The sequence below is a fragment of the Arcticibacter tournemirensis genome (assembly GCF_006716645.1).
Classification (GTDB): Bacteria; Bacteroidota; Bacteroidia; order Sphingobacteriales; family Sphingobacteriaceae; genus Arcticibacter; species Arcticibacter tournemirensis.
Window position 1 is genome coordinate 4,353,101 of sequence record NZ_VFPL01000001.1, and the last position, 14,124, is coordinate 4,367,224.

Annotated in this window: 9 protein-coding genes; all 9 read right to left on the reverse strand. The window is 46.6% G+C overall.

Annotated elements, in window-relative coordinates:
* Positions 1-3 precede the first annotated feature (3 nt).
* Positions 4-1,323, reverse strand: coding sequence for an IPT/TIG domain-containing protein (locus BDE36_RS18285; protein WP_141816015.1), 1,320 nt, complete (start codon positions 1,321-1,323; stop codon positions 4-6).
* 28 nt (positions 1,324-1,351) lie between these two features.
* The gene (locus BDE36_RS18290) at positions 1,352-2,173 is read right to left on the reverse strand and encodes an endonuclease/exonuclease/phosphatase family protein (protein ID WP_141816016.1); all 822 of its coding nucleotides are present in this window, start codon (positions 2,171-2,173) and stop codon (positions 1,352-1,354) included.
* Between the two features lie 23 nt (positions 2,174-2,196).
* Positions 2,197-3,057, reverse strand: coding sequence for an endonuclease/exonuclease/phosphatase family protein (locus BDE36_RS18295; protein WP_161987695.1), 861 nt, complete (start codon positions 3,055-3,057; stop codon positions 2,197-2,199).
* 26 nt (positions 3,058-3,083) lie between these two features.
* Positions 3,084-4,733, reverse strand: coding sequence for a RagB/SusD family nutrient uptake outer membrane protein (locus BDE36_RS18300; RefSeq protein ID WP_141816018.1), 1,650 nt, complete (start codon positions 4,731-4,733; stop codon positions 3,084-3,086).
* Positions 4,734-4,737: 4 nt separating this feature from the next.
* The gene (locus BDE36_RS18305) at positions 4,738-8,136 is read right to left on the reverse strand and encodes a TonB-dependent receptor (RefSeq protein ID WP_141816019.1); all 3,399 of its coding nucleotides are present in this window, start codon (positions 8,134-8,136) and stop codon (positions 4,738-4,740) included.
* 180 nt (positions 8,137-8,316) lie between these two features.
* Positions 8,317-9,531: a FecR family protein gene (locus BDE36_RS18310; RefSeq protein ID WP_141816020.1), complete on the reverse strand. Its 1,215-nt coding sequence runs from the start codon at positions 9,529-9,531 to the stop codon at positions 8,317-8,319.
* A 220-nt stretch (positions 9,532-9,751) separates the two neighbouring features.
* Positions 9,752-10,321 carry an RNA polymerase sigma factor gene (locus BDE36_RS18315; RefSeq protein WP_141816021.1) on the reverse strand — a complete coding sequence of 190 codons (570 nt, stop codon included), beginning with the start codon at positions 10,319-10,321 and terminating at the stop codon, positions 9,752-9,754.
* Positions 10,322-10,495: 174 nt separating this feature from the next.
* The gene (locus BDE36_RS18320; protein WP_141816022.1) at positions 10,496-12,505 is read right to left on the reverse strand and encodes an enterotoxin; all 2,010 of its coding nucleotides are present in this window, start codon (positions 12,503-12,505) and stop codon (positions 10,496-10,498) included.
* 59 nt (positions 12,506-12,564) lie between these two features.
* Entirely contained in the window at positions 12,565-14,121 is a 1,557-nt protein-coding gene (locus BDE36_RS18325; RefSeq protein ID WP_141816023.1) for a DUF4832 domain-containing protein, read from the reverse strand.
* Positions 14,122-14,124 lie beyond the last annotated feature (3 nt).

A 14,124-nucleotide genomic window follows, 5' to 3' on the forward strand; every position in this document is an offset into this window, starting at 1 on the left:
TAATTATTTCTGCTGAACCAGCCTGCGCACCCGGTGATTCGCAAGGTCTGCAACATACACTCTTCCCTGACTGTCGGTAACCACGTCGGTTGGGTTGGTAAACCTTACCGCAGAAGCAGTGGCTCCATCGGCAAACCCCGCTGTACCATTTCCTGCGATCGTAATCACCTCCCCGTACTTCGTAATCTTACGTATAGCATGACCAGCAAGCTCGGCAACAAAGATTTCACCCGATTGAGCAATACAAAGACCGTATGGCTCGGAGAATGAGGCCGACAGCAGGTCGCCGTCAACCACTCCTTTAGTCCCGTTCCCTGCAACCGTAGTGACAACGCCCGCAGGAGTTATCTTTCTGATCATGTGGTTATTCCTGTCGGCAATAAGCAGATTGCCATCGTGATCCAGCGCAACGCCGCAGGGAGCATTGAATTTAGCATCCGTCCCTGTTCCGTCGGCATATCCGACGGTACTTCCGGCTAGGGTAGTAACCATTCCATCTGTGGTGATCTTACGGATCAGGTTGTTAGTATAATCCACCACATAGATGATCCCGCTGGCATCCACTTCCACATCCTGCGGATAGTTAAAGCTGGCACTCGTGCCTTGTCCGTTGGCGCTTCCTCTTACGCCGCTTCCGGCTATAGTCGATACCATACCATCGGCAGTGATCTTACGGATCAGGTTGTTTGACCTGTCGGCAACGATGATGTTATCATTCTTGTCCACCGCCACCTTCCATGGTCCATTAAATGTCGCTGTAGCTGCCGGCCCATTCACCTTTCCTGCAACACCCGTTCCGGCCAGTGTGGTGACCACCCCTTCCGGCGTTATTTTGCGAATGCGGTTATTGACACGGTCGGCAACGATGATATTCCCTCTTGAATCAACAGCAACACCTTCAGGGTTATTAAACTTAGCAGCTATACCTGCGCCATCAGCAAAGGCAGCGGTGCCATCGCCGGCGAAGGTCTCCGTGGTGTAAGGAATGATCGGATCCATATATTCAAAGGAGGAGCCCTCAACAGATTTACCGGCAACGCTGATACTTACAGGCCCGGTTGTCCCTCCTTCAGGTACCTCAACATAGATATTCTCTTCATTGAACGTAACGATCTTTGCCTCCACCCCATTAAACTTCACCGAATTCTCTTTCCTCAGCCGGCTGAAATTCTCACCGCTGATCGTTACTACCGTTCCAGCCCTTCCCCGCAGCGGAGAGACCGAGCTAACCACGGGGGCCGGTTTATCCCCTGAACCATCCTCTTTTTGACATGAAGCGTTTAACAATCCTATTGTTAAAAGCAGGAGCATAAGTCTTTTCATTTATAAAATCTTTTAAATACCCTGATAATTACTTTACTTTCAATTCGGCCAGAAGCGGCAAATGATCCGAAGCATACGGCTCGCTGATCACCTTATGAGACAGCACTTCAAACTGCTCAGGCTTTTTGAACATGATATAGTCAATGGTGCGGTTAGGATTCACTTCAGGGATGGTAAAACCACAGTTTTCCCTGCATGTACGTGTAAATCCTTTATCAAGAATGGTGATGGCTTCACTTTCGGGAAGAGAATTAAAGTCGCCGGCCAGCACTACCGGCAAGCTCTGATCTTTAAATATCCTGTTCACTTCCTCCGCCTGAAGGGGCTTATTTGCTGCTTTCAGGTCGAAGTGCGTACTGGCAAAGACCACTTTCTTACCGCCTTTCAGTTTCACTGTCACCACCGCCAGTCCTCTCGGCTCACCCCCGGCACCTTCCTGCATGGGAAGTTTGTATTTCGCCGAATCGACTATCGGAAATTTAGAAAGAACAGCGATCCCATAGTCGCCACCCTGATGATCTATTGTTTTGACAAAAAAGAAATGCATTCCGCACCGCTTTGCCAGCTCCCTGGCCTGGTTCAGCCCTTTACCCGAGCGCTCGGTATTTACATCTACCTCCTGCAGGGCCACCAGGTCTGCGTGCGATCTTTTAATCACATTTGCAATGGCCTTAATATCTATCAGCCCTTCCTTTGCTTTTGAAGGGGGGTTGCAGTGGTGTATATTATAACTAAGGACTTTTATTTTCACTCCTTTTCCTCCCTGGGCAAGCAAATTGCCCGACAGGGAAAACGCCAGAAGAAGGAGACATAAGCTTTTTACAAGTTGTTCCTTAATGAAATCGTTCATTGATCAGAATATTTTGAAATGGTCTATTTATATTTTAATTCGGCAATAACGGCGCGGTGATCGGAAGCCTGAGCCTCATTTGCTGTCCGATAGCTCAGTACGCTGAACGCAGCCGAAGCTTGCTGGTTAAGAAAGATATAATCGATAGTACGACTGGGACTGGCAGCCGGTGAGGTAAGAGGACAACCTGAACTGCAACCAGGATTAAAGCCTTGCTGGAGCGCGGTGATCGCTTCACTGGCCGGCTGGGCGTTGAAATCGCCCGCCAGCACCAGGGGTCCCTGTATCCCCGAATTGATGCGGAGAAGTTCCCTCACCTGCGCCATCCGGCTTGCCGCATCCGAGACTTCGAGGTGCGTAGAGGCAAAATAGAACTTTCCGCTTCCCCCTTCGGCGGCTACCGAGATCATCGCAACAGAGCGAAGTTCGCCGGTAGCCCCTTCCGCCAGCAGCAAAGGATAACGGGTACGATCTACTATAGCATATCTCGAAAGTACGGCGACCCCATACTCGCCCCCGTCATAATCGATAGACTTAGAGAAAAACACGCTCATCTTAGTCTTCGCAGCGAGGTCCTGCGCCTGGTTCAGGTTTACTCCCGACCTTCTGGTATTCTTATCTACCTCCTGAAGCGCCACAAAATCAGGCTTCTCGGCATTGATCACAGTCGCTATCGCATTTACATCTATCACCCCTGCCTGAGCGGGAGGGTTTGCATGATGGATGTTATAGGTCATTACCTTAATAGTCTGCCCCGACTTAATCGTCGTAAGGGTTTCCGTTACTGGCTTTTCGGGCTCCTCAGGCCCGTCTGACTTCGATTTTCCACATCCTGCCACGATCGCTGCGGCAATCCCTGCCAGTACAAAGTTCCTTATCTTCATGCTTCTTATCTTTCTTATTTGTACAGTTACCATCCGGGGTTCTGACCGAGATTAGGATTGCGGTCGAGCTGAATCATCGGCACCGGCCACAAATAGTTCTTCGGATCTTCAAAACGACGGTCGTCATCCACAATAATATAGCCCTGAGCGTCTGCTCTGAGGTTTGCTACGTCTGCAGGTACCGCCGCCCAAGCTTTGTTCATCCCCTTAATAGGCTGAGCCAGCAGCGCTCCCTGTTTCCAGCGCTTGATGTCGAAATAACGCTGTCCCTCAAGGGCCAGTTCAACCCGGCGCTCCCTTCTTATCTCAGTGCGTACATCCATGCCGTTAGCCGCTAGTTCAGTAAGCATCATAGGGTGCATATTAACTCTCCCACGGAGCAGGTTGATCGTTTTGTCAAGATCTTCCTGTGTAAGAGTACCTTGTTCAAACCGCGCTTCTGCGTACGTTAAAAGAATTTCACCGTAGCGTAAAACATGGATATCATTCTGGTCAAAACCTACCTGGCTGACAGTAGCTATCTCAACATACTTGGTAAAATAATAACCGGTAACCGTTACACTCCCTCTTCTGTCGGACACAAATTTAGGTGTGGTGAAAATCTCGGGACTGGTATTGACGGGTTTACCGTCATAGCGACCGCCCCATCTTGCACCCGGAGCAAGGATCGTTTGAGCCATACGCGGATCCCGGTTTTCAAACACCTGGTTATAGGTATTGTCCCGGTAGAGTGGCGACTTATCAATAGGCAAGCCGTCGGAACACAAATATGCGTCCACCAAAGATTTAGTAGGATTAAACCTCGAACTCTGATCAGGCACCTGAATTTCCCTGCTTAAGTTATGCATACTTTCGTTGGTCAGGTTAAGCCGGGCGATGATGGTTTCCCTGTTATTTCCGTTTACGAGCTTTCCTGCCCAGGTAAAAAAGTTATTGTACGTTGTTGCCGGATCTCCTGTATTGTACAACTGGTAAACCCCGAGGTCCATCACGTCTTTTGCTGCCTTCTCAGCCACATCGTAACGCCCGAAATACAGCGCGTACCGTGCTTTAAGTCCCAATGCAGCGCCTTTACGGATCCTCCCCTGATTGCTTTTATCCGGTAATTCTGATTTCAAATATACCGAAGCTTCCTGTAGTTCATTCAGAACGAAATCTTGTACTTCCTGAGCCGGATTCCTCGGGCCATAAACATCCTCAATAGTGATAGGAGTAGTTATCAATGGGACATCTCCGAAAAACAGTGTCAGGTGAGCATATAAGTAAGCACGAATGACCCTTGCCTCTGCAGCAAGTTCTTCTCTGCGCTCCGGACTTACAGTTTCTGCCCTGTTGTAGTTGGAAAGAAACACATTACACTGACGGATAGCCTGATATAAATTCCTCCATTCGGTGTTTGCCGTTCCTATATCAATCCCATATCTCCCGGCGGCGATATTACGGTGGTCTGTACTGCTGGAGTTATAAGAATTATCCCCGATCTGGTCCAGATCTACCGTGTTCTTATTTTTAATAACCGCATACAGCCCGTTTGCCGCCAAAACCAGCTGGCCTTCCGTCTCCCAGAACGTTTCATCTACAATCTGATCACGCGGAACACGGTCTAAGAAATCCTTCTTACAGGAAGAAAGGGCTAGTCCTGCTAATATTGCTATATATATAGTGATTCTCTTCATGGCATTATTTCAAATTGACGTTCAAACCAAAAACAAAAGTCTTCACCTGCGGATAGTATCCGCCAGAAGTAACCGGACTTTCCGGATCGTAGCCATAGTAATAATCTGACTTCGTAAAGAGGTTGTCGGCAGATGCATAAACACGCAGCCTGCTGATCCTAAACTTCTGAACAAGAGAGGATGGAAACGTATATCCTACCTGTATATTCTTTAGGCGGAGATACGATGCGTCTTCCAGCCAGTAGGTAGAAAGTCTCTGATTATACGACTGGTTGTAAGTAAGACGGGGATAGCTGGCATCAGGATTATCGATGGTCCAGCGATCAAGATGTACACTTTGAGGCATGCTCCCCTCATTAATGAACGCGTGGCGGGCTGAACCCGTTATCAACCCCTCTGCTTTCCCTACTCCCTGAAGAAAGAACTGAAAATCAATCCCCTTCCAGTCGACATTTCCCCTGAAGCCATACGTATATCTGGGTATAGCACTTCCGATCACCTTCCTGTCGTTGGCAGATGTTATCGCACCATCTCCATCCAGGTCCTTGAGGATTATATCGCCGGGCTTGGGCGGATACTGGGTGTCATAAGCAAATCTTGGAGTGTAGACCCTGGTTGCCGGATTGTAATCAAAATCCGCTTCCTGCGCCAAACGGTCAGCTACAAATCCATAAAAGGCATCAATGGGATAGCCTACCATTTGTACCCTGTCGGCAGGAGAAGAATTGGAGCCTCCCATATCGGTAACTTCATTCCTCACATCCGACAAGTTGACGCTAAGCCCGTAATTCACCTTCTTTATCCGGTCTTTCCATGACAAAAGCAGTTCCCATCCTTTATTTTCAACCTTACCGGCGTTCTGCGGAGGATAATTCTCACCAACCCCCAAAACGTCAGGCAGCCGTACAGGCAGAAGAATATCGTTAGTTTTATTGATGTAATAATCTGCGGTGATACCCAGGCGGCTTCGCAGCATGGTCAGATCTATACCGAAATCCTGCTTGGTGCTAGATTCCCAGCGCAGCAACTCGTTTGCCACTCCGTTTTGCCTGTATCCAATCTGAGGAACGTTCCCAATAGGCATTGTCTGGAATGGAGAAATGGTAGCCAGATACCCAAAGTTTAAGGTTCCGCCCGAAGAACTGGTCACCCTGTCATTCCCCTGACTACCATAAGACGCCCTGATCTTTCCAAAGTCGATCACCGACTTCAGAGGTTCAAAGAACCCCTCCTCTGAAAAGATCCATCCGAGAGAACCCGAGAAAAACCAGTCCCAACGGAGATCTTTCCGAAAACGGGATGACCCGTCATACCGGAAGTTACCTTCCGCCAGATACTTCTTATTATATATATAATTCAGGCGACCAAAGATAGACTGAAGAGCCCACTGTGTTGAGCTTGCGCCATTTTCCTGTTGTAAAGTACCGATATTAAGACTGGGAACGTCCTGCGACGGTAAACTCAAGCGACTTGCATTGAAATTATCCGTAATTTCTTCTTCCCTTGAATACGCCACCATTAACTTAAGTTCATTCTTCTCAGCAAAGGTTCTTTCATATTCTGCAAGTCCTAAAAACGACTGATAGAAATTGGTGTAGTCGTTTGCAGTGATACTGTTTGTCGGACTTGTCTGATAGATGAGCGAGCCATCGTCGGGACTATAGTAATTTATGGTCTTGTTGAAGACAGTACGTTTTGAATTAGATCTGATCAGGGCGTACTGACTACGCAGATTAAGCCCTTTTGTAATATTCAGTTTCGCCTGCAAATTTGCTGTTACCTCCTGGGATCCAAAGTCGTTTGAGCCCCCGTCTGTTGTGACAGCGACGGGGTTACGAGAGCCCCCTATATACCCCCATCCTCCTGTAGTAAATCTCACGGGAACCAGCGGAAGTATTTGCATTGCCGCATAAATAGGACCTGTTGCTGAGGTTACATCCTCGGAGGATCCTGCGTAGTTCCGGTCGATATAGCCAATATTTGCATCGAGATCGAGCCGGTTGAACAAACTGGTATTAAATCTTGCCCTGATATTGTGGCGTTTGGATTGATATTTATCGCCTGTAACAAGGCCGCCTTCTTTCAAAAAGCCGTAAGAAAGATAATAGTTAAGGTTTTTTGCGCCTCCATTAATGCTGAAGTTGTGGTTTTGCTGAGGTGCGCTTTTCTTCATGATCGCATCGATCCAATCGGTGTTGGCATAGTAATTAGGATCGGAGCCGTTCCTCGCAATTTCTATTTGTGCATCCGTATAAGTGGGATTTTGTCCCACATTCGACCTTGCTTCATTCAGCATAGTCATGTATTCTACAGAGCCTATCCTCTTCGGCAAAGCCGTCGGCGTTTGAAAACCAAAATAGTTGCTATACCCTATATTAGGCTGATCGCCAGCTCCTTTCTTGGTAGTGACCAGGATCACTCCATTACCGCCACGAACACCGTATATAGATGATGAAGCGGCGTCTTTGAGGACTGAAACACTTTCTATATCATCAGGGTTCAGAATATTCATATTTCCTCCGGGAACCCCGTCAATAACGACCAGCGGGTTGGCATCGTTCAACGTTCCTTCACCCCTTATGCGTATAGAAGTAGAGTTATTCCCCGGTACCGCGGTACTGCTGACGATTGTAACCCCGGCCATTTGTCCCTGTAAGGCAGAAGTAACGTTTCTTACAGGCCGGTTCTGAATATCCTCTCCTTTTATCGAACTCACCGCTCCGGTTACGTTTACCTTCTTCTGAGTGCCATACCCTACTACCACAACTTCGCTCAGGGCCTGGAGATCTTCTTTTAAGCTGATAGAAATCTCTGCCCTGCCATTTACGGATATCTCCTGCTGGGCAAAACCGGTATAGGTAATTACCAGAACAGCATTATCCTCAACATTTGCAATATTAAACACACCGTTAATATCTGAAACGGTTGCCTGGTTAGAGCCTTTTACCCGTATCGTTGCTCCGGGAAGAGGTTCTCCTTTATCGTCAGTTACCTTTCCCCTGACAGTAATCAAAGGGGTTATCTTAACCGGTTCCTTTTCATTCTTCTTCGTAACGATTATCGTCCTCTCTTCTATAACATACTTAAAAGGTTGACCCTTAAAACTCTGTTCCAAAGCCTGCGCTACCGAAACATTGTCGAGGTCAACAGTTACAGGTTTTGCGGATTTAAGCTCGTTATACTTGTAAAAAAAGAAGTAACCGCTTTGCTTCTCAATCGCAGTAAGGACTTTTTCAAGCGGCAGGTTTTTGCCCGACAAGCTGATACTCTGAGAGAAGCTGTTTGCACTTAGCTGAAGACAAGTGATCGTTAATAAAATGGCGGTGAGTTTCATTACCAGAAACAATTTGTATGGCAACAAACGCCCGAAACCAGGCATTTTACCATGAGAAGTTAATTGCATACTTTTGTACAGTTTGGGTTAAAGGATAGATTCCGTCAAGAATTTTATTTTTAGTCCCGGACAACCTATTCTATAGGTCCATTACCGGAAGTGTTGCAGCACTTCCGGCTTTTAGAGACTTAATTTGATTAAGTAACTATGTCTTCATCATGCTTATCTTAATAGTTAAACCTTATTGAATTAATTCCCTATAATTATCTTTCTGCCCTCTACCCGGCATTTTACGTTACTGAGCTCGAGTATGCGCAGTACTCCTGATACATAAGCCGTGCGCTTAATCTTTCCTACAAACTCGTCCGAAGGGATCTCTCCCCGGTATTCTACATCTACATCGTACCAGCGGGACACCTGGCGCATTAAAGACTGAATGTCTTCTCTGTCAAATTTGAAATATCCGTTCTTCCAGGCAACCGCCTTTTCTATATCAGCCTGACGAACACTCGTTGCATGATCGCCAGAACGAACAATGGATTCCTGTCCCGGCACGAGAAGCTTCGAAGCAGTAACTGAATTCCGGCCGGGTGTTACCCTTACAGAGCCTTCAAGCAGCGTGGTCTTTGTTTCACCTTCGTCCGCATAAGCATTGATGTTGAAATGCGTTCCCAGTACCTCAACTTCCTGCTCAGCCGTCATTACGATAAAAGGAACTCTTTCTGAATGCTGTTCTTTAAACTCTGAACCCTCAACTTTAAACTTCTTCGCTACTTCAAAATACACTTCGCCTGTTATCTCTACTTTCCTCTCATCACCATTGAACACCGTCGGGAAGCGGATAGACGATGCCGAATTAAGCCATACTTTCGAGCCGTCAGGCAGCGTAAGCTGATATTGTCCTCCCCGCGGAGTAGCTACCATATTATACGTAACCACTCGCTTCGCCTGCCCCGCACCTGCTTCATAGACAATTTCTCCGTCTTTCGTCTTGTTGATTGCGGCCCCTCCCTCCTTAGCAAGAACGCCATTTACTGCGTCGTCAAGCATTATTGTCGAGCCATCGCCTAATGTCAGAATGGCCTTGTTGGTTCCGGGAGCAATATCTTGTTTATGGATCGTTACAGATTGAACGGGACTCTTAGCACTTTCCTCTGTCTGGTTTACCCAAAACCAGATACCTGACGAAACAAGTATTAAAACAGCTGCCGCAGCAGACCAGCGCATATAAAAGCGGTCCTTCCTGGTTGTCCCCTCTGTTCCGGTATCGATCCGCGCCTTTAATTCAGCACGGATACTCTTCTTCAGTTCGTTCTTTTCAGATTCGCCCAATGACTTAAGCGGGTCCTCTTTAAGGTCGAACATATTATAATAAGCATGAAGGAAATCCTCCTCCTCCGCAGAAGCCTGACCGTTCCTGTACTTTTCCAGGATCCGTAGAAACTCCTTATTGTCAATATTCATTTAACGGCATTTCTACTAAGACCGTCATACACGGAAAAGTCCCACGCCAATATCAAATTTTTTGAAAAAAATTTCAAGGCAGAGGATAGGCAGAATGAAAAGGCAAAGCCATTGCCCGGAAGGCAAAAGATTTAAGCAAACATTTAAAAATCAATACTTAGAACTTACAACCTGGAACTTACAACTTAATACCTTCAACTTAGAACTTACAACCTGCAACTCACAACCTGCAACATAATGCTAAAGATAAAAGGCATATCAGCATAAAGGACTCACGCAGTAGCGCGATACTCCTGCCTAATTGGTTTTGAACGGTTTTACGTGAGACATTTAACCGTTCTGCGATTTCGTCTGTAGGAAGATCCTGGTGAAAGCGCATTTGAAAAATAACCTGTTGCGAAGATGTCAGGGTGCCGAGAAGTGCTTCATAAGCTCTGAGAAACTCTTTGTGAAGTACCACTGCGTCGGCATTGTCTTTCGACATTTCAAACTGAAGCAAAAGATCGGGAATGGAAGTATATTTGCCTTCCCTTTCCATCCATTTGTACACGTTATTACGTACAGCGGTAAAGAGGTAGGCAGGTAGGTTGTCAATTACAAGCTCTTTTCTCCTCGACCACAACTGCAAAAAAATATCCTGGGTGATATCCTTTGCATAACCGGGATCGTTAAGTCTTTTAAATGCAGCGGCGTAAACCTTCTCCCAATACTTTTCATATAACGCATCAAAAGCTTCGGAACTGTCTTCCTGCATCCTTAACAATAAAAACTTATCAGTTTCCTTATGCATAAACTACCAGCATTGACAATCCGCGTAATATCAAATTTAGGAATTATTCTGATTAAAAATCTAAAATAATTAAGGCTAAACACCTTCCTGAATCAGTTCCCGGACCGGCTCAAAGGAAGGTGTTTGGTATTAACTGGATATTAATTGCTGATTAAAGAAACATTAGCCGTTATCTCAGTCCGCCATGGCATTCATTACTTTCACTTCAAAGGGCTTCAATTTAATCACGGCCGTTCTTCCTGAGAATAATTTATCCCCACCGGGCAACCTGGCGTCATAAAAACTATAACTGTCACCTAATCCCCCGGGTATTTCAAACAGCTGCCTCACATTAACGGTAAAGCTTTTCTCAACAGGAGAAGGATTTCTTAAGGTTAACACCCCCTTTTGATCACGCCAGGCTGCAAAGCCGTACACTTCTTCCTTGTCAGGGTCGCCTCCAGCCCAGTGAACATCAGCCAGGACCTGCTCATTTGCTTTCGCCCAGCTGGCCGCATCGCGAAGACAGTCCCAGGCTTTGCTGTCTAGTTTATGTGGGTTTATATAAAGTTCCTGGAGACTGGTACCGGTTCCAAAAAACGACCAGATCTCATCTTCGACATTCTGATTGTCCGTTTCCAGTCCACCGGGGAGTCCGTTGTCGGCAATACATATCCCGTGGTTCATGAGGGAGTTTAGAGGATAAAGGGGAGCTCTTTTTACTACGTTCTTATAGGTTTGTGCATCCCGGTAATTGATCCACTGCTGGCGTTTCGTCCCCCTGCCACTCAAACCGGTATCTTCACCGGCACGCCATATAGCGTCGCCGTAATTCAGCCAGTATACCGAGGGCCAGGTACCTACTGTCAGACTAAAGTACAGGTCGGGTTTTGTTTTCCGCATCCCGCTGATCAAATTTAGGAACGACTCGATATCCTTCTGATAGGTAATACTCGCCCCGCTGGCGCCGTTTCCTGCCCCTACCCCGTCAAACTTGAACATGGAAACATTGTACTCTTTTATAAAGTTACTGGTGACTGCATTGAAACGCTTGTTGTAAACAGGGCCCGACAATGAAAATCCGTTTGCATTGGTCTCAAAAGGCGGGTTTTGCTGTTTCCCATAATTCAGGCGCTGCTCCTTTGCCTCGTCATATCCGCCCCAGGGTGAAATCCATACTCCGATTCCTGCCTGATAGCTTGCAGCCGCTTTCTTTAGTTCTGTAAAGCCCTTGGGGAAACCGGGATTAAACTGCCACAAGCTCTTATTATCATCCCAGCCGTCGTCAAATAAAAAGGCTTTTAAGTGCACATTGCGCTTTTGAACAAGGCTATCGCCAAACGTCTTTATACGGTCGAGACAAACTGCTTCGTTCAGCTTCCTGTCACCCCAGGAAATATCATACCATGAATTATAGTGCAGCATCTGCCGGTAAGGCATGGCGCGCTCCTTTTCAACGTAACATAAAAAGCCGCGGCGCAGTTGTCCTTTCGGGGTCACTCCCCATACGGCTGAAGTAGTAAACGAACTACCGGGAGTTAAAGGTTCGAGCCTTGGCAGATCGGAGCTGATGTATCCCTTTTCCTCTCTTACCCGACTCATGGGGTGCTCGGAAGCAAAAAACATCGTTTTATGAACAAGGGGTGAACCGTCGACAGTGCCAACTGCTTTAACACCAATATTCCCGGGTAACTTAATCATACTGATATTAACCAGCTTTACCGTCTTGTTTACAGCGAAGGTGATCACCTCTCGTATATAATTTGCGTCTTCTGTTAATATTGCTTCCCAGTGGATATTGATACCGGTTTTGGGATCTTCAAGTTCGGATTGATACTTTCTTCCTCCCGCTTTGCCAGGGCGTCCCGACCCTGAATCATAAGAAGGTATATTAACCAGCGCAGGTTTCTTCTTCAAAACAAAAGCGTCTGACGAAACAACTTTCCCGTCTGCGAAAGTGAGCTCAAATACAGGAAGATTCAAAGATAGCTTTGCTCCTGTACTCTTATCCGTAAAAGCGGCAACCCTTAACTTGCCGCCCACTGTACTAAATGTCATCTTCAGAATGTTATTTTCTAAACTGAGCTGATCTTTAGCGGAGGTCGTCTGCACCTCGCCCGGACTCTTTCCGGGATAAGGGATTTGAGCATATACTGTATTGATTGCGCTTAAAGCAATCAATACAAACAGAAGCCTCCATTTCATATAATCGATTTTCAAATGAATCATTGTAGTCCTTTATTTCAAATACGCCAGAATCGTTGTTACTTCACTTGCACAACATGATTCAGCTTATTATATCCGGTAGTCTCTTCCCATACATCCTTATTTGCCAGGCGGATGCTGTATTCGGGTTTGCCCGCCAGGCTCGAATAGGCGTCGGGAAGGTTTAAAAGCAATTCGTAGTCACCGGGAGTTATATCTCCTGTGATTCTCAACTTGCCCTGCAGCATTATCGCTCCAGAATACCATCTCCTGATATCCGTATCAAAAGGCAGTGTTATAACCTCCCCCGAGCTCTTACTGCGAAGAAGGACTTGCACCGGCCTTGGGTTATACGGAGCGGCATACCCTTTATTGCGGATATTGAGGGTGATATTCATTTCCGTTTTTCTTACCGCATTATCCGGTAAGACCGCACTTTCCAGCACCAGCCGGTAGCCTAGGTTTCTCTTAATATTATCCATGCATCCGCCGTCCTGCCAATCGTTGTTCACTGTATTATTATAATGAGCATTGATATAGCTGTAATGCATCGCCGCAAATTCTTCCTGGGCTTTTCCCGCTGGTTCACAATCATTCTGCGGACTGTATCCGTCACTGCATGTTTCTCCTCCCACCACCACAAACCGGCTATCGTTCATCATATAATCTCTTAATGTATTTACAACGGCAGCATCAGAGCTTCTGGGAGACAAGTTATTGCCATAGTCTTCAAAGGTCCCCACGTCGTTTGAACCCGACAGGAAACAATCGTTATGATATCCTATCCTCGATTTATCGGTCGCCGTAAATGCCTCCTGCTCGCTGAGCGCTGCCGAACTGATCAATGAATGAACTCCATAAGCAAACCGCTGCTTAAACTGCGGATACCTTACCTGCACCATCCTGTCGGCAGGTACAGCGCCAAGCAAAGCTTTTAAAACATCGATCCGGTCCTGCCAGTTCTGATCGCTAAGCACGTTCTGCTGATTCCCGTTTGGAGAAGGATCCCCAAAATAGTCAGAGTAATAGTTCTCCCCCCATATCCCTATAAAGCCAAACTGAACGCAGGTAATTACGTCCGCATTTTCCTGCAACAAGGGCTTTAGCTGCGCAATATGGTTCAGCACTACCGCTTTTGAAGCATCACCGTAAGGAGGGCAGATCCCTCCTTCAGCACAGTTTCCCGCATTGCTGGTCACGGTGTACACAAACCTCGGGATCACTTTCAGTCCGGCCGTCCTTATGGCTTGCATATCTGTCTTGATGCCGTTTAGTATAGCAACAGGGATGGCTGCGTTCTTTAGATTATCAAGAATATAATACCTGAACAGCAAGGTACTCAGTACCTGGTAATTTGCATTTTCAATGCTTTGAAGATTTCGGTAGCCCTTAATAGAAGAAGCATCGAGGGGCACGAAATTGCTGGCTGAAGTTTCTGAATAACGATAAAATCCCCGCTCGGGATTTGGAAAATCCTCTTCGCTTTCTGTATAGGTAACATTCACCTTGCTTATATCAACCAAACTATCTTCCTTCTCACGGCAGCCATAACAAAAAGACGTCAGGACAAACCCAACAGAGGCTACGGTAACGTATATACGTTTAACTACTTTCATTTT